Source organism: Sinomonas halotolerans (assembly GCF_039615075.1).
GTDB lineage: Bacteria > Actinomycetota > Actinomycetes > Actinomycetales > Micrococcaceae > Sinomonas > Sinomonas halotolerans.
The window spans coordinates 138,794-155,343 of record NZ_JBDFRB010000004.1; the positions used below are offsets into that span (position 1 = coordinate 138,794).

A 16,550-nucleotide genomic window follows, 5' to 3' on the forward strand; every position below is an offset into this window, starting at 1 on the left:
GGCGCCCGCGAAGGCGGGCCCCCTCAGGGTATTTCGCTGCATCAGGTGATCCCTTCGAGATGCGGATGAGTGGCGGGTCCCGTGAGGGGCACGCTCCGCCATCCTTGCAACAAGTGGTTCACATCACAAGGGTTAAAAGTGATCCACATCACAGCCGAGCCTGGGGGTGGGATGGGCGTGAGCGGCGGGGGATCAGTCGTCGTAGGGCTTGACCTGCTCGAGGGCCACGACACGGGCACGGCCTGAGGTGGCCACGTGGAACACGATCATCTCGCCGGGCGTGAGGTACGGGTCCGACGACGGCAGCCGCTCGGCGAGTCCAGGTTCGAGGTAGCGCGAGAAGGCCTCGAGGATGGTCGGCAGGACGGGCCGGTGGGTGCACAGCACCGCAGCCCTGCCCTTGTCGAAGAGGCGCTCGACGGCGGCCGCGGCCTTCCGGGGGCGGCGCGCGTGCCGGTGCTCGGTGAGGTCCTCCACGAGGCGCACCTTGACCTTCCCGGTCGACGCCCTCACGTAGGGGAGCACCGTGTCCACGCAGCGGCGCCACGGGCTCGTGACCACCCGTTCCGGGGTCCACGCGTGCAGGAGCCGCCCCACGGCCTGGGCCTGCCGCACGCCCGTCGCGGCGAGGGTCCTGTCGCCCTCGGCCTTGGTCCAGGAGCTGCGGGGCTTCGCCTTGGCATGCCGCAGGAGGATGAGGGGACGTGTCGCGAGTGCGCCGCTGCGCTCCGCAGCGAGGAGCGCGTCCAGGGGCTCGGCGTCGTCCGCGTTGCTCAGGAGCCGCGCCGCATCCGCGGGCTCGCACCACCGCACGGCGTCCACCTCGACGCCGTCCGGCCGGAGGGGAGCGCCGTTGACCACCTGCATGGCCCAGTAGTTCACGGACTTGAGCCCCGCGGCGACGGGATAGTGGACGGTGGGCAGCGGGATGCCGAGCCGCGCGTCGAGCCCGATCTCCTCGCGGATCTCGCGGCGCGCGCACTCCTGGAGCGTCTCGCCGTCGTCGAGCTTGCCCTTGGGCCACGACCAGTCGTCATACCGCGGCCGGTGGATCAGCAGCACCTCGAGCTGGGCGCCGCTGCGACGCCACGGAACCGCCCCCGCCGCGCGCACGGCGACGTCCCCGCGGACGCCGTCCACGAGGCCGTCGATGGGATGCCCTGCCATCAGCGGCGGCTCGCTGCGCGCTGCCGTGCCCGCGAGGCGAGCAGCCACGACTGGATGTCCTGGAGCGGCTGGCCCGACTCATCGCGGTGGTGCCTGGTCCACTGCCCGGCCTCGTCGAGGTGCCACGAGGCGGTCCCGGCATCGAGGTACCGGTCGAGGAGGCCGATGAGCTCCGCGATGTCGTCCCGGTTCCGCAGCTGCACGAGGGCCTCGACGCGGCGGTCGAGGTTGCGGTGCATCATGTCTGCCGAGCCGATGTACACGACCGGGTTGCCCCCGTTGGCGAACGCGAACACGCGAGAGTGCTCGAGGAACCGGCCCAGGACCGAGCGCACGGTGATGTTGTCGCTCAGCCCCGGCACGCCCGGGCGCAGAGCGCAGATCCCGCGGACCACGACGTCCACGCGGACGCCCGCCTGGGAGGCCCGGTAGAGCGCGTCGATCACGGCCTCGTCCACCATCGAGTTGACCTTGATCACGACGCGTGCGCGCAGGCCGGCGCGGGCGTTGCGGATCTCGGTCTCGATCCGGTCGATCAGCCCCGAGCGGACCGAGCGGGGCGCGACGAGCAGGCGCTTGAACGTGGACTTGGGCGCGTAGCCCGAGAGCTGGTTGAACAGCTTCGAGAGGTCCTCGCCCACCTGCTCGTCACACGTGAGCAGGCCGAGGTCCTCGTAGTAGCGCGCCGTGCGGGGATGGTAGTTGCCGGTGCCGATGTGGCAGTAGCGGCGCAGGCCGTCGTTCTCCTGGCGCACCACGAGGGAGAGCTTGCAGTGCGTCTTGAGGCCGACGATCCCGTACACCACGTGCACGCCCGCCTGCTCGAGCTTGCGGGCCCACGAGATGTTGGCCTGCTCGTCGAAGCGCGCCTTGATCTCCACGAGGGCCAGGACCTGCTTGCCCGCCTCGGCCGCGTCGATGAGCGCGTCCACGATCGGGGAGTCGCCCGAGGTGCGGTACAGGGTCTGCTTGATCGCCTGTACCTTCGGGTCCGCAGCGGCCTGTTCGAGGAAGGCCTGGACGGAGGTGGAGAACGAGTCGTACGGGTGCTGCAGGAGGATGTCCCGCCGGCGCATCGCGGCGAACACGTTCGCGGCCTTGGACGTCTCGGACTCGTTGAGGAACCGGGACGTGTGGGCCACGTGCTTGGGGTAGTGGAGGTCGGCGCGGTCTATCCCGGCGATCACGCTCAGGCCGCGCAGGTCGAGCGGAGTCGGGAGCTGGTACACCTCGCTCTCCTCGACCCCGAGCTCGCGCACGAGAAGGGCCAGGATGTTCGGGTTGATGTCGTCCGTGACCTCGAGGCGCACAGGCGGGCCGAACCGACGGCGCAGGAGCTCCTTCTCGAGGGCCTGCAGGAGGTTCTCGGCGTCGTCCTCCTCGACCTCGAGGTCCTCGTTGCGCGTGACCCGGAACGTGTGGTGCTCGAGCACCTCCATGCCGGGGAAGAGCTGGTCGAGGTGGACGGCGATGAGCTCCTCGAGCGCGATGAAACGGGCCGTGCGCCCGACCACCGTGCCCGCGCGGGGACCGTCGATCGAGATGAGGCGGGGGAGCTGGTCCGGGACCTTGAGGCGCGCGAACAGCTCCTTGTCGCTCACGGGGTTGCGCACCACCACTGCGAGGTTGAGGGAGAGCCCGGAGATGTAGGGGAACGGGTGCGCGGGGTCCACGGCAAGCGGGGTCAGGATCGGGAACACCTGCTCGGCGAACATCTGGCTCAGCCGCGCGCGGGCGTCGTCGTCGAGCCCGTCCCAGTGCACGAGGTGGATGTTCTCCTGCTCGAGCGCCGGCCGGATCTGCTTCGCGAAGACCTGGGCGTGGCGTTCCTGGAGCCGGTGCGCGGCCTCCGAGATCTGGTCCAGCACCTCGATCGGGCTGAGGCCGGCGGGTGAGGGGACGGCGAGGCCCGTGGCGATGCGCCGCTTGAGCCCGGCGACGCGGACCATGAAGAACTCGTCGAGGTTGGAGGCGAAGATCGAGAGGAAGCTGACCCGCTCGAGGAGGTACAGCGAGGGGTCCTCGGCGAGCTCCAGGACGCGGGCGTTGAAGGCGAGCCAGCTCAGCTCCCGGTCGAGGAACCGGTCCGGCCGCACCATGTCGCCCTCGGGCTCGAGCCGGGGCGCGAAGTCCGGGATGTCGATGCGGTCCTGCGTCGCCCGGGACGCAGGCACCTCGGTGGATCCGAAGACCGGCAGGGTGCGCGCCGCCCTCCGTCCGTCCGACGCCGTTGCTGCCGCACCGTCCGTGGAGAGGCCCGCCGGCGGCGCGGACTGCCCGGGCGCTGTCTGCACTGGCGCGGACTGCACTGGCGCTGTCTGGCCGGACGCTGTCAGGGCGCCCGCGCTGCTCGGAGTGGTCTCTGCACTGCTCTGGGGACCTGCACTGCTCTGGGCTGCGGCACTGCTCTGATGGGGGACGGCTTCAGTCATGGTTCCTCCGCAGGAGCTCGTGGTACTGCCTCAACCCTACTCGTGCGGATGCGGCTGCGCGCCCCCCAGACTGCCCCCGTTCCGCCCCTGCCCCCGCGTCTGGCCTAGTCGGCGGCGGGCGCCGGGGCGTAGAGGATGTCCTGGTCCCACAGCGTGAATCCGAGCCTCCGGTACAGCGCGACCGCGGCGCGGTTGTCCGCATCGGTATAGAGCATGACCGTGCCGAGCCCCCTGCCGTGGAGGTAGTCGATCCCGTGCAGGGTGAGCGCCCGCCCGAGCCCGCGCCCCTGGGCCTCGGGAACGACGCCGACGGCGTACACCTCGCCGATCGCGCGGTGCTCGCCGTGGGCGGGGTGCACCTTGGTCCAGTGGAAGCCCAGGATCCGGTCGTCGTCGTCCACGGCGAGGAAGAAGCCTGCGGGGTCGAACCAGTCCTCGGCCATGCGCGCCTCGAGGTCGCTGCGGCGCAGGGCGCCCTGCTCCGGGTGCTGCGCGAACGCCGCGCTGTTGGCCGCGAGCCAGGCGTCCTCGTCGTGGCCGGGCCGGAACTCGCGCAGCCGCACTCCCGCGGGCAGGGGCCCGGCCTCCTCATGGGGATGGCGGATGAGGACCATCTTCCACAGATGTCGCTCGGGCACGAAACCGTAGGCCGCGGCAAGCTCGGCAGCCGCCTCGTGGTTGCCATGGGACCACGCCTTGAGGCCCGCGAAGCCGGTCCCGCCCCGGAGGTCCCGGAGCGCCTCCACGATCCGCGCGCCGACCCCCTGGTTCCGGTAGTTGGGGTGGACGGCGAGCTCCGCGACCCCAGTGCCGTCCGGCGCGAACGCGATCGCCGCGAAGCCCGCGAGGTCCTCGGGGGCGGGGGAGCCGGAGGTGTCGTCGAGGGCGTGGACGGCCACCGTGAGCAGTTCCTCGGAGCGCGTCTGGGACGACCGCATGAGGAGGGTCGTCTGCTCCGAGACGGAGGGGTTGCCGTCTGCCTCCTCGGCCGCGTCGAGCAGGGCACGGGCCTCCGACCAGAGTGCTTGGGGAAGCCGGCCTTCGACGACGGTGGCGGGCCAGTCCTGCGGATATGCGCTCGTCATGCACGCAAGGCTAGCGAACCGCCGGCGCGCCGGGGGGTGTCCGCGCGGGTTTGACGGCCCGGATCCCCTCGGGTAGCGTTCTGGTCCTGTCAGCGGCCCGCCGCTGCCGGGGGGATCCACCAGTGGGGTGGCCTCGATACGTTCGACCCGTATGTCCTCCACGGACAGTGCCTCCGTGCACCGCGTCCCCGAAGCACAGCGCCAGCGCGTGCTTCAGAGGCGCACTTCTGGGGCTCAACGCTCCGGTCCAGATGAGGGCCCCGCGCACCGCGCGGGGCCCTCATCCCTTTCCAGCCTCGCTCTCGGTTATGCCCGCCGTGGACAACCTGTACATACAGGCTTTCTGCCGCCGGATCCTGCGGCCTGAGTGTTCGCCCAATGTTCACCCGCAGAACCGCCTGATCCGCGCAGGACGGGGATCCGCCACTTGTACGCTCAGGTTATGAGTTCTGAGCCCGGCGGACAGCTGCCCCTGCACCGCCAGCTCGAGGACGAGATCCGCGCCCGGATCGCCTCCGGCCGCTGGCGGCCGGGCACGAGCCTCCCGAGCGAGGCTTCGCTGAGCGCCGAGTTCGGGGTCTCGCGTGGCACGGTGCGCCAGGCCCTGATGGGCCTGCGCGACGATGGCCTCCTGTTCGGCGGCCGCGGGCGGAGGCCCGTCGTCCGGTCGGGCGCGAAGTCCCAGTCCTTCTCGACGTTCCTCTCCTTCACCGGATGGGCCCGCAGCCTGGGCCTGGAGCCCGGCCAGCGGACGCTCGAGGTGGCCCGGCGCGAGGCGAATGCCGAGGCGTGCTGCGCGCTCGAACTGCCGGACGGCGCCCTCGTGGTGGACGTCCTGAGGCTGCGGCTGCTCGACGGTGAACCCGCGATGCTCGAGCGCAGCTCGTTCGTGCCGGACGTGGGCCGGCTCCTCTTCGACTTCGACGCGGAGTCGGACTCCGTCTTCGAGTTCCTCCACGGGCGGGGGGTCTCCCTCGACCGGGCCCACCACACCATCGACGCGATCGCGGCCTCGACGGCGGACGCGCAGATCCTCGGCGTCGCCGGCGGCTCGCCCCTCCTGCGCGAGCGACGCACGACTTTCGACTCGGGGGGGCGCGCGGTCGAGTACTCGGACGACCGCTACCTGCCCGCGCTGACCAACTTCAGCATCGAGAACCGTGTGGGCCGCTCGGCCGCCCTCGTTCGCCAGCGGAACGAGGCCTGCTGACGGCAGCGAGGCTGCTGCCCGCACAGGTCAAGGCCGTGGCCCCGCGCCCGGTGTGCACGATGCCGATGAGCCCATCGCGGGCCCGGATCACGCGTCGCTGAGCTCGTCCTCGCTGAGCCGGGTGAGGGTGAGGCGGTAGCCCACGTTGCGCACGGTGCCGATGAGCCCCTCGTGGTCCGCGCCGAGCTTGGCGCGCAGGCGTCGGACGTGCACGTCCACAGTGCGGGTGCCCCCGTAGTAGTCGTAGCCCCACACCTCCGTGAGGAGCTGCTGCCGCGTGAAGACGCGGCCCGGGTGCTGGGCGAGGTACTTGAGGAGCTCGAACTCCTTGAACGTGAGGTTGAGTGCCTCGCCGTTGACCTTGGCCGTGTAGGAGGCCTCGTCGATCACCACGCCGGCAGCCCGGATCTCGGTCTCGGGCTCCTCCGCGACCGTGGCGCGGGAGGTCGCGAGGCGGATGCGCGCCTCCACTTCGGCGGGTCCCGCCGAGTCCAGGACCACATCGTCCACGCTCCACGCAGAGGACACGGCCGCCATGCCGCCCTCGGTCAGGATGAGCAGGAGTGGGGTGCTGAGCCCTGTGGCACGCAGGAGCTGGGAGAGCGATCGGGAGCCCACAAGGTCCTTGCGGGCGTCCAGGAACACGACATCGCTCGGCTCGGCGTCGAGCAGGGCGGTCGGCTCGGCCGGCAGGATGTGGACGCGGTGGTTGAGGAGCTCGAGTGCAGGGAGGATGTCCACTGACGAGCCCGGGGCATTCGTCAGCAGCAGGATATGCGACACGGTTCCTCCCGAGGATCTGGCTGCACGGCGTCGGGCAGGGGTACCTTTGGCGTCGATTATAGGCAGGGGCCTCTCCGCCGGGGGGATGCGTGTCACACAGCGGACACCGCGTGCCGGTCGCCCGTGGCAGGATGGCCCTGTGATGGCACGGCGCGGCGGAAGGGCACTGATCATGGGCGGCGGTGCCGCATGAGGCCCGGAGCGGGCTCCGCAGCGGGAGCCGCGGTCGCGGTCGCAGGCACCGCGGCGGCCGTCGCAACGAGTGCGGCGGGGAGCGCCATGCAGGCGTTCACGGTGGCAGCGGTCGCCGTCGTCGTGGGCTTCGGCTGGCCGCACTTCCTCGGGATCCCGGCACGCAAGACCAACGGGGCCATCATCGCCGCAGTAGGAGCCGCCTCCGCGGCCGGCGCGGCGGTTGCGCCCGGCCCCGGCTACCTCGTGTGGACAGGGCCGGCGATGGCGGCGGGCTTCATCGCGGTCACGGTGGTCCAGCTCGTGCGGGGGACGGGACAGAGCCATCGTCTCGAATCGGCGTTCGGCGCGAGCGCGGGCGTGCTCCTGTGCGGCCTCGGCGCCGGCTGGATCGCGACGGCGAGGCTCACCGGCGCGGGATCCATGCTGCTCGTGGCGGGCATCAGCACCGTGGTGGCGCTGCTCGTGGGCATGATCCGGTGGCCTGACACGATCGTGGCGCCGCTCGCGATCGCGTTCGCGGGGCTCGCGGCGCCGCTCACGGCGCTCGTGCTCCATGACGTTGCGGTGGTCCCTGCGGCGACGGCCGGCGTCGTGATCGGCGCTGTGCTCGCGGCCTTCCGACGGCTCAACAGCATGCGCGGGGGGGTGCTCCCGCCCTTCGGGTTCGTGGCGCTCGGCCTCGCGCCGGCCTTCGCTGTCGGAGCGCTCGCGTACTTCGTGGACCGCATGCTCGTCCCCTGAGTGCCCACCTCCTGACCGCCGGTCTCCTGGCTGCCGATCCCCTCACGGGGTGTGACGCAGTCGGCAGGCTGGGCCTCCTGCGAGGCGCTAGGATGGCGCCATGAGCGTTGTTGCCTTCGAGATCTTCTTCCTCGTCCTCCTCGCGATCGCCAGCGTGGCGATGGCATGGTTCGCCGGCCTCGTGGTCTGGAAGCTGTTCAAGGGCCAGCGCTGAGCCGTGCCGATCGAGATCCCTTCCGGTCTGACCCCCGAACTCGTCCCACTGTCGTGGCTCATCGGGGAGTGGGAAGGCTCTGGGCGGCTCGGCGCCGGTGAGGCCGACGACGAGCATTTCGTCCAGCGCGTGGTGTTCGCGCACAACGGCTTCCCCTACCTGACATACACGGCGGAGAGCTGGCTCGCAGACGAGCACGGCAACCGCCTCCGGCCCCTCTCCTCGGAGATGGGCTTCTGGCAGATCGACCGCCCGCTGCACGACGCGGACGGTGGACCGGGGCTCGTCCCCGCGGACATCGTCCCGGCGTACAAGTCCGCTGAAGAGGTCGAGGCGCTGCGCAACGGCCAGGACGGCTTCGACATCGCCGTGACGATCCTCCAGCCCGGAGGGATCGCCGAGCTCTACTACGGCCAGATCAAGGGGCCGCAGATCCAGCTCGCGACCGACGCCGTGCTGCGCGGTGCCCATTCCCGCGACTACAAGAGCGCCACCCGCATCCTCGGGCTCGTCAATGGCTCGCTCTTCTGGCGCTGGGACGTCGCAGTCGGCGACGCGCCGCTGGCCCCCCACGCCTCGGCCATCCTCAGCCGGGTCTGACGCCCCTGCGGCAGACCACCCGCCTGCCGAGGGCGGGGACGCCGACTGAGCCCTTCCGGGCCTGGAGACGAGGGCTGCGGGACGTGAGGACCGCGGAACTGGAGAGCACAGCTGCGGGGCGAGGGAGTGAATCCGGCGCCCGCGGCGTTGGAGGAGACATGACCTATTCGTCCGAACTCCTGGACCGCCCCGGCGCCGTCGCAGGCGGCGGCCCCGATTCCGGCGTCGCGGCCCACTACGGCGACCCCCTGCGCGAGCAGCGCGAGCTCGCTGCGGGACGTGCCGCCGTCGACCTCTCCCAGCGCGGGATCGTCACCGTGGCCGGTCCGGACCGGCTCTCCTGGCTCACCACCCTGTCCTCGCAACAGGTCGCGGGCCTCGGCCCGGGCGAGTCGAGCGAGCTCCTCCTCCTGAGCGTCCAGGGGCGCATCGAGTTCGACGCGCGGATCGTCGACGACGGCGAGCGGGCCTGGCTCCTCGTCGAGGCCGCCGAGGCCGCGCCGCTCGCCGCCTGGCTCACCTCCATGAAGTTCATGCTCCGCGTCGAGGTGGAGGACGTCTCCGGAACCTACGGGGTGCTCGCTGCGACCCGCCGGCTCGAGGTCCTCGCCCCGTTCGGCCCGGCCGGCTCCGCCCTCGTGTGGGAGGACCCGTGGCCGCACGTCGCCCCCGGCGGCTATTCGTACGCGGCGGTCGACGACGCCCATCACCCGGGTGCGGACCGTCCCTGGTGCGAGCACGTCGTGGAGAAGCCCCGCCTCGCCGAGGCTGCCGGCGCCCTCGCCGCGGATGGGATCGGCCTGGCCGGGACCATGGCGGCCGAGGCGCTGCGGATCGCTGCGTGGAGGCCTCGCTGGGGCGCCGAGACGGACGAGAAGACCATTCCCCACGAGCTCGACCTGCTCCGGACCGCCGTCCACCTCTCCAAGGGCTGCTACAAGGGCCAGGAGACAGTGGCGCGCGTGCACAACCTCGGGCATCCGCCGCGGCGCCTCACCCTCCTGCAGCTCGACGGCTCGGCCCACACCCTGCCGGCGGCCGGCAGCGAGGTCTTCCCGCGGGGAGAAGACGGGACGCCCGACGCCGGTGCGCGGCCGGTCGGCAGGGTCACCTCCGCGGCGCTGCACTGGGAGATGGGGCCGATCGCGCTCGCCGTCCTCAAGCGCAGCACTGATCCTGCGGCCACCCTCGTGGTCCGCGGCGCCGACGACGGCGAGCTCTACTCGGCCGGCCAGGAGCCCATCGTCGCCCCGGACGCAGGCTCCGTGGTCAGCCGCCCCACCGGATTCCTCAGGAGGAACGCATGAGCAGCCACGACGAACCGGGAGAGGACGTCCTCGAGCTGGCCGCGAAGCTCTTCGATGCCGCCCGGGCCGGGGATGCCGCCGTGCTCGGCGCCTACCTCGGGGCCGGAGCGCCGGCGACCCTCGCGAACCAGGCCGGGGACACGCTCGTCATGCTCGCCGCCTACCACGGGCATGCCGGCACCGTGCGGGTGCTCGGGGAGCACGGCGCGGACGTCGAGGCGGCGAACGACCGCGGCCAGACCCCTCTCGCCGGTGCCGTCTTCAAGGGCTACACCGACGTGGTCGAGGTGCTCCTCGCCCTGGGGGCCGACCCGGATGCCGGAACGCCGACGGCCCGGCAGGCGGCGCACATGTTCGCGCGCTCGGAGATCCTGGACCTCTTCGGCACCGCCGGCTGAGCCCGGGGGTGGGGCCGGGCAGCCGGCTGAGCCGGCCGGCGCGGCTTTCGGCTGGACCGGGCGCGGCGCCCCTGTGCCGATGGGGAGGACTCCCCTCGGACTGGGCCCACCATGCGACCCTGCGGTAGCCTCGTGGTGCCGATGAGCCTCTCGGGGAGGCCCGGACAGCGCAGAGATCAGAGAGGGCGGGCACTGCCGTGCGCCCGCTCCTGCGCGCCGAGGAGAAGTGGGGAGAACTGACGTGCGATCCGGGGGGAACAGGCGCCAGACGGGGCGAGACCACCAGCAGGGGCCGGGCCGCGAGGCGTGGGCACGATGGGCAGGCGCTGCGGCAAGGGCGGTGACAGCCAGGGCCCTGGCCGGGACCGCCCTCGTGCTCGCGGCGGCAGTCCTCATCGCGGCGGCGGTCGTCTACCCGGGATTCAGGTCCGTCTCCGCCGAGCTCAACGACGGCGGCGTGTGGGTCACGAACAGCTCCCTGAACATGGTGGGGCACCTCAACTTCTCCTCCAAGGTCCTCGACGGCGGAGTGGCCGCCCGATCGGCGGACTTCGACGTGGTCCAGGAGGGCCGCTCGGTCGCCGTGCAGGACCGGGGCGTGGGCACGCTCAGCCCGGTCGATGCCGCCGAGGTCCGCCTCACCGCTGACCTCTCGTTCGGCGGCACCGGCACCACCGCCTTCGGCACCACCACGGCAGCCCTCGCGGACCCCGGGCGGGGCCGCCTGTGGGCGCTCGGCCTCTCCGGCCTGAGCGGATTCAACCCTGAGACCACCGAGCCGACCGTGCAGGACGTGCCCGGCATCGTCGCGACCGTCACGAGCGCCAACGAGGTGGTGGGGATCTCCGCCGCCCGCAGCGAGATCGTGCGGGTCCCCGAATCCGGGCAGCCGGAATTCGCCACGGTCGAGGGACTGCCGACCACCGCGAAGCCGCAGCTCACCACGGTGGGGAGCGACGCCGTCGTGCTCGACCCCGCTGCCGGCACCCTCTACCTGCCCGGCGGAGCGCGCGTGACGCGCGAGGACCTGCGCGGCGCCCGGCTGCAGGAGAGCGGACCGGAGGCCGGCGCAGTGGCCGTCGGGACGGCCGAGGGCCTTCTCCTCCAGCCGCTCGGCGGCGGGGAGCCCCGCGTCCTCGAGGCGGCGGGCGGGCGCAGCGGCGTGCCAGCTGCCCCCGTCCAGCAGGGCGGCTGCGTCCACGGCGCGTGGGCCGGGACGTCGGTCTACCTGCGGGTATGCGGCGACGCCGGGCCCGAGGCCAAGGAGATCCCCTCCGCACGGGCGGACTCCGAGCTCGTGTTCCGCACGAACCGCGACCTCGTGGTGCTCAACGACGTCCGCGGCGGCAACGTGTGGCTCGTGACCGACCAGATGCAGCTCGTGGACAACTGGCAGGAGATCGTCCCCCAGAAGCAGACCAAGACGGGGGACCAGGAGGACTCGGCCGAGATCATGCTCCAGAAGGAGCTGCCGGACCGGTCCGAGGAGAACGAACCGCCCACGGCCGCCGCGGACGACTTCGGCGTGCGGCCCGGCCGGACCGTGATCCTGCCCGTCCTGCTCAACGACACGGACCCGGACGGCGACGTCCTCACCGTGCGGGCGCTCGGCGACCCCCGGGTGGGCCAGGTCCAGCCCATCTTCAACGGCGCGGCCCTCCAAGTGGTGGTCGCGGCCGGTGCCTCGGGGGCGGAGTCCTTCGAGTACGAGGTCTCCGACGGCCGCGGTGGGACGGCAACCGCACGCGTGAACCTCTCGGTCAAGGAGAGCACCGCGAACTCGGCGCCCCGGCAGGTGCGCGTCAACACGATCGCGGCCGAGCAGGGCACGACCGTCTCGCAGAACATCCTCGGCGACTTCGTCGACCCCGACGGGGACGAGCTGTTCCTCGCCGGGGCCGCCACGGCGGGCGACGGCGACTCCGCCCGCTTCCAGGCCGACGGCACCGTGATCTTCCAGGACGGCGGCAAGTCCGTGGGCAAGAAGGAGCTCACCGTCCGGGTCTCGGACGGGCGCGAGACGACCGAGGCGACGATCGCCGTCGACGTCCGGCCCCGCGGCACGCTGCCGCCGCAGACCACACCCGACCACGTGCGCACAGGCGTGGGCGAGCCGATCGTGGTCTCACCGCTCGTGAACGACGTCGACCCCTCGGGCACGGGCCTGCGGCTGCTCAAGGTGGAACCCGTGGCGGGGCTCGACGTCGTCATGAACTCCGAGGACGGCACGTTCTCGGCGAAGGCAGCGGAACCCAAGGTCTATTACGCCGTGTACCTCGCGTCCAACGGCTCGGCGACCTCGCAGGGGCTCGTGCGGATCGACGTCGAGCCCAGCACGGAGGACACGGGTGCGCCCATCGCGGTGCGGGACGTGGGTCTCCTGCCCGCTGGCGGCAACGTGCTCGTGGACCCCCTGGCCAATGACACGGACCCCGCTGGCGGCGTGCTCGTGGTGCAGTCCGTCTCCCTGCCCTCCGGCGCGCCCGTGAGCGTGTCCATCATCAACCACGCGGTGCTGCGCATCACGGACACGCAGGGCCTCACCGAGCCCCTCTCGATCGGCTACGTGGTCTCCAACGGGGACCGGACGGCCAGCTCCACTGTGACCGTCACCCCCGTGCCGGCACCCGAGAAGCTCGAACCGCCCGTGGCCAAGAACGACCAGGTGGTGGTGCGCGCGGGGGACACCGTGACGATCCCCGTCCTCGCCAACGACACGCACCCGAACGGCGCACCGATCAGCCTCGACCCGGACCTGGTCGAGGTCCCGGACCCGGCCGCCGGCCACCTCTTCGTGGACCAGGACCGGCTGCGGTTCTCCGCCGGGCCCACGGCCGGGACCGTCTACGGCATCTACGAGGTGGCCGACCCGTCCGGGCAGAAGGACTCCGCCAAGGTCACCATCACGGTCCGCGCCGCGGACCCCGAGCAGAACGCCATGCCGGTGCCCAAGAACCTCACGGCGCGGGTGCTCGCCGGGCACACGGCCAAGGTCGCCGTGCCGTTGGACGGGGTGGACCCCGACGGCGATTCCGTGACGGTCACGGGCATCGAGAAGGCCCCCGAGCGCGGCACTGCGATCGTCAGGGACGGCTACCTCGAGTACAGCGCGGCGAACAACGCAAGCGGCAAGGACACCTTCACCTACGTGGTCGAGGACCGGTTCGGCGGGCGGGGCGTCGCGACGGTCCTGGTCGGCATCGCAGCGGTGCCCAACTCGAACCAGAAGCCCCTCCCGGGCGACGACAAGGTGACGGTGCGCCCCGGAAGGCCCGTCTCAGTCGACGTCCTCGCCAATGACACGGACCCGGACGGGGACACGGTGCGGCTCGTGGACGGCTTCGAGGTGCCCGAGGGTGCCGAGGCGCGGGTGGACGCCGGGCGCGTCGTCGTCACGCCCCCGGGCGCCGCGGGCACCGTGACCGTGCGGTACACGGTCGACGACGGCCGGGGCGCCCGCGCGGTCGGCAGCATCGTCGTCGAGGTCACTCCGGACGCCGAGCTCAAGGCGCCGATCGCACGCGACGACCGCGTCAACGCGATGGACGTCGCGGGCCGGACGACCTTCGCGGTCGACGTCCTGGCCAACGACGAGGATCCGGACGGCGTGGCCGGCAGCCTCTCCGTCACCGTCCCGCCCAGCGCGGTGGGCGCGGGGACGACCGTGAGCGGACAGACCGTCAATGTCGCGCTCGCGCAGGAGGCGCAGGTCATCCCCTACACGGTCCGGGACGCGGACGGGCTCTCGGCCACCGCGATCCTGTGGGTGCCCGGCCTCAAGGACCAGCGCCCCGTGCTCAAGACCCTCGCCCCCGTCAAGGCCACGGCGGGGGAGCCGCTCGAGCTGCGGCTCTCCGACCACGTGGCCGTCCGGCCCGGGCGGGCCCCGCGGATCACCACCGAGGGCTCGGTCTCCGCGATCGCCTCGGACGGCTCGCCGCTCGTCAAGGACGCCAAGACCCTCGTCTACACGGCGCTGCGGGAGTACGGGGGACTGGCCTCGGTCACGTTCGAGGTCACTGACGGCGCGGGCCCGGACGACCCCGAGGGCCTCAAGAGCATCCTGACCGTGCCGATCGACGTCCAGCCGACCGCGGACAAGCCCAACAGCGCCCCCACGTTCGCCACGAGCGTGCTCGAGGTGGCCCAGCGCGAGGGCGAGGCGCGACTCGACCTGCGCGCCGCGACCCGTGACCCGGACCCTGGGGACATAGACCGGATGTCCTACCGGCTCACGTCTCCGGCCCCCGCGGGGATCGAGGTCCGCCTCGAAGGCTCGGTGCTCACCGCCAGCGCCGGGAGCGCGGCGAAGGGGACTGCCGGGCAGGTCTCTGTCGAGGTCGACGACGGCAGGGAGAAGGTGACCGGAGCGGTGACGCTGCGCGTCGTCGGCTCGACCAGGCCGCTCGCCGTCGCCAATCCGGACTCGGTGCCCGAGGCGGCCGCCGGGGAGCCCGTGGAGATCGACGTGCTCGCGAACGACGCCAACCCGTTCCCCGACGCGCCGCTGGCAGTCCTGCGCGCGTCCATCAACGGCTCCGGCACGGCACGGGTCGAGGGCGACCGCGTGGTGGTCACGCCGGCCGCAGGCTTCCACGGCCAGCTGACCGGGTCCTACCGTGTCCAGGACGCGACCGGGGACGGCGACCGCGAGGTCGAGGGGACGTTCACGGTCACGGTCCAGGACGCGCCGGACGCCCCGAGCGCCCCGGTCGTGGACTCGATGGCGAGCCGCCAGGTGGTCCTCCACTGGACGCCGCCGGCCAACAACGGCTCCGAGATCACGGGGTACAAGGTCCTCTTCAATGGGGGAAGCCAGGCCTGCCCGACCAACACGTGCACCGTCACCGGGCTCGCCAACGGCACCGAGTACACCTTCACGGTGGTCGCGGCCAACAGGGTCGGCGAGTCCGCTCCGAGCCCCGCCTCCGCCCCCGTGACCCCCGACGCGCGGCCCGAGCAGCCCGCACCGCCGGTGCTCACGCGCGGCGACGGGAAGATCACGCTCGCGTGGACGGCGCCGGCCAACGAGGGCACCCCGATCAAGGGCTACACCCTCGAGCTCTCGTCGGCGCAGGGCCTCGAGACGCGGACGGTCGGAAATGTCACCAAGCTCGTCTGGGAGGGCCTCACGAACGGGGTCGAGTACCGGGCGAGGATCCAGGCTGCGAACGGAGCCAAGGACCCGTCGGAGTGGTCTGAGCTCTCCGCGGCCGCCAAGCCCGCGGGCGCGCCGCTCGCCCCGGCGGCGCCCTCGGCGACGCGCACGACCTCCGCAGTCAACGGCGGCGTCGTGGACGTCACGTGGGCCTCGGAGCCGCTCAAGAACAACGGAGAGCCGGTGACCTCGTACGACGTGCACGTGTACCGCAACGGCACCCTCGCCAAGACCGTGACCGGCGTGACAGGGACATCCCAGCAGGTCACCGGCCTGGACAGCTCCTCGAGCTACACGTTCTCGCTGGTCTCCCACAACGTCGTCGGGCCCTCGCCCGAGGGCACGCAGAGCAATGCCGTGACCCCGTACGGACGTCCCGGTGCGCCGACGAACCTCACCGCGGCCCCGACGAACACGAGGAACGCGGGCGAGCAGGTCCAGCTCTCCTTCGGCCAGGCCGCGGACAACGGCAGTGCCGTCACGGTCTACCAGTACGCGCTCAACGGCGGGACATGGGAGAACCTCGCCGCGGACCGGATTGTCCGGGGGCTCGCCAACGGAACCGCGTACAGCTTCGCCGTGCGCGCCGTGAACTCGGCCGGGCCGGGCCCGGCGAGCAACGCCGACTCGGCGAGGCCGTACGGGCAGCCCAAGCCCCCGGTCGTGTCCGCGTCCTCGGATGGCATCCGCGTGAACATGGCCTGGAACACGGGAGGGTATGACAACGGGCGCAACACGGTCGTCACGGTCACGATCGACGGCAGCAGGACGCAGAACGACGGCGCCCAGACCGTGGGCGACGGCCCCGACCAGGCGCACTCCATCCGGGTGACGGCCTGCGTCGAGATCGAGCCGACCAACTGCACGAGCACCTCCGACTCGGCGCGCACCGCGTCCGCGTCGGTGAACCTCCAGAAGGGCCCCAAGGTCCCGGCGAAGGCGGGAGACAGCTGCTACACGAACGAGTGCTTCTACTTCGACGTGACGGCCCGGAACTTCCACCCGAACCGCACCGTCACGGTCAAGTGCTGGAACAACGGGCAAGGGGCCCACGTGTTCGCCCAGTTCACGCGGCAGACCGACGGCAACGGCTACTTCCGCAACACCGACAACTGCTTCCTCGGCAAGAGCTCCCTCTCGGGGAACCTCTGGACCGAGCAGTGGGTGACGGCCAGCGACGGCTCGGTGACTGTGGAGTCGAACCGTGTCTCATGGTGACGGTGCTCGTGGTCGCGGTGCTCGTGGTGACCACGGGCATGG

10 protein-coding genes are annotated in these 16,550 nt (G+C 72.0%); 6 read left to right on the forward strand and 4 right to left on the reverse strand.

The window, feature by feature from the left end; genetic code table 11:
- Positions 1–192: 192 nt before the first annotated feature.
- The 3 genes from ABCQ75_RS06310 to mshD form a co-directional block, all read right to left on the reverse strand.
- Positions 193–1,167 carry an NUDIX hydrolase gene (locus ABCQ75_RS06310; protein WP_345883991.1) on the reverse strand — a complete coding sequence of 325 codons (975 nt, stop codon included), beginning with the start codon at positions 1,165–1,167 and terminating at the stop codon, positions 193–195.
- Positions 1,167–3,599, reverse strand: coding sequence for an RNA degradosome polyphosphate kinase (locus ABCQ75_RS06315; protein ID WP_427916054.1), 2,433 nt, complete (start codon positions 3,597–3,599; stop codon positions 1,167–1,169). The genes ABCQ75_RS06310 and ABCQ75_RS06315 overlap by 1 nt, the downstream gene beginning before the upstream one ends.
- 104 nt (positions 3,600–3,703) lie before the next feature.
- Positions 3,704–4,684 (reverse strand): mycothiol synthase, encoded by a 981-nt coding sequence (mshD, locus tag ABCQ75_RS06320; protein WP_345883993.1) that lies wholly within the window; start codon positions 4,682–4,684, stop codon positions 3,704–3,706.
- A gap of 442 nt (positions 4,685–5,126) precedes the next feature.
- Here mshD and ABCQ75_RS06325 point away from each other — a divergent pair, with 442 nt between their 5' ends.
- Positions 5,127–5,894 (forward strand): GntR family transcriptional regulator, encoded by a 768-nt coding sequence (locus tag ABCQ75_RS06325; RefSeq protein ID WP_345883995.1) that lies wholly within the window; start codon positions 5,127–5,129, stop codon positions 5,892–5,894.
- 87 nt (positions 5,895–5,981) lie between these two features.
- Here the strand turns inward: ABCQ75_RS06325 and ABCQ75_RS06330 are convergent, their stop codons facing one another.
- A complete protein-coding gene (locus ABCQ75_RS06330; RefSeq protein ID WP_345883997.1) occupies positions 5,982–6,677 on the reverse strand; it encodes a winged helix-turn-helix transcriptional regulator in 696 nt (231 codons plus the stop codon).
- 189 nt (positions 6,678–6,866) lie between these two features.
- Here ABCQ75_RS06330 and ABCQ75_RS06335 point away from each other — a divergent pair, with 189 nt between their 5' ends.
- The 5 genes from ABCQ75_RS06335 to ABCQ75_RS06355 all read left to right on the forward strand — a co-directional run bounded on the left by ABCQ75_RS06335 (position 6,867) and on the right by ABCQ75_RS06355 (position 16,508).
- A complete protein-coding gene (locus tag ABCQ75_RS06335) occupies positions 6,867–7,613 on the forward strand; it encodes a permease (protein ID WP_345883999.1) in 747 nt (248 codons plus the stop codon).
- Positions 7,614–7,830: 217 nt separating this feature from the next.
- Entirely contained in the window at positions 7,831–8,427 is a 597-nt protein-coding gene (locus ABCQ75_RS06340) for a nitrobindin family protein (RefSeq protein WP_345884001.1), read from the forward strand.
- 158 nt (positions 8,428–8,585) lie between these two features.
- Complete coding sequence (gene ygfZ / locus ABCQ75_RS06345) at positions 8,586–9,734, forward strand: CAF17-like 4Fe-4S cluster assembly/insertion protein YgfZ (protein WP_345884003.1); 1,149 nt, start codon at positions 8,586–8,588, stop codon at positions 9,732–9,734.
- Positions 9,731–10,132, forward strand: coding sequence for an ankyrin repeat domain-containing protein (locus ABCQ75_RS06350; protein ID WP_345884005.1), 402 nt, complete (start codon positions 9,731–9,733; stop codon positions 10,130–10,132). The genes ygfZ and ABCQ75_RS06350 overlap by 4 nt, the downstream gene beginning before the upstream one ends.
- Positions 10,133–10,472: 340 nt before the next feature.
- On the forward strand, positions 10,473–16,508 hold the full coding sequence (locus ABCQ75_RS06355) for an Ig-like domain-containing protein (protein WP_345884006.1): 6,036 nt from the start codon (positions 10,473–10,475) through the stop codon (positions 16,506–16,508).
- Positions 16,509–16,550 lie beyond the last annotated feature (42 nt).

Coding starts and splice junctions, on each gene's coding strand:
- ABCQ75_RS06310 (WP_345883991.1), bottom strand. CDS start 1,167: ATGGCAGGGCATCCCATCGACGGCCTCGTGGACGGCGTCCGCGGGGAC.
- ABCQ75_RS06315 (WP_427916054.1), bottom strand. CDS start 3,599: ATGACTGAAGCCGTCCCCCATCAGAGCAGTGCCGCAGCCCAGAGCAGT.
- mshD (WP_345883993.1), bottom strand. CDS start 4,684: ATGACGAGCGCATATCCGCAGGACTGGCCCGCCACCGTCGTCGAAGGC.
- ABCQ75_RS06325 (WP_345883995.1), top strand. CDS start 5,127: ATGAGTTCTGAGCCCGGCGGACAGCTGCCCCTGCACCGCCAGCTCGAG.
- ABCQ75_RS06335 (WP_345883999.1), top strand. CDS start 6,867: ATGAGGCCCGGAGCGGGCTCCGCAGCGGGAGCCGCGGTCGCGGTCGCA.
- ygfZ (WP_345884003.1), top strand. CDS start 8,586: ATGACCTATTCGTCCGAACTCCTGGACCGCCCCGGCGCCGTCGCAGGC.
- ABCQ75_RS06350 (WP_345884005.1), top strand. CDS start 9,731: ATGAGCAGCCACGACGAACCGGGAGAGGACGTCCTCGAGCTGGCCGCG.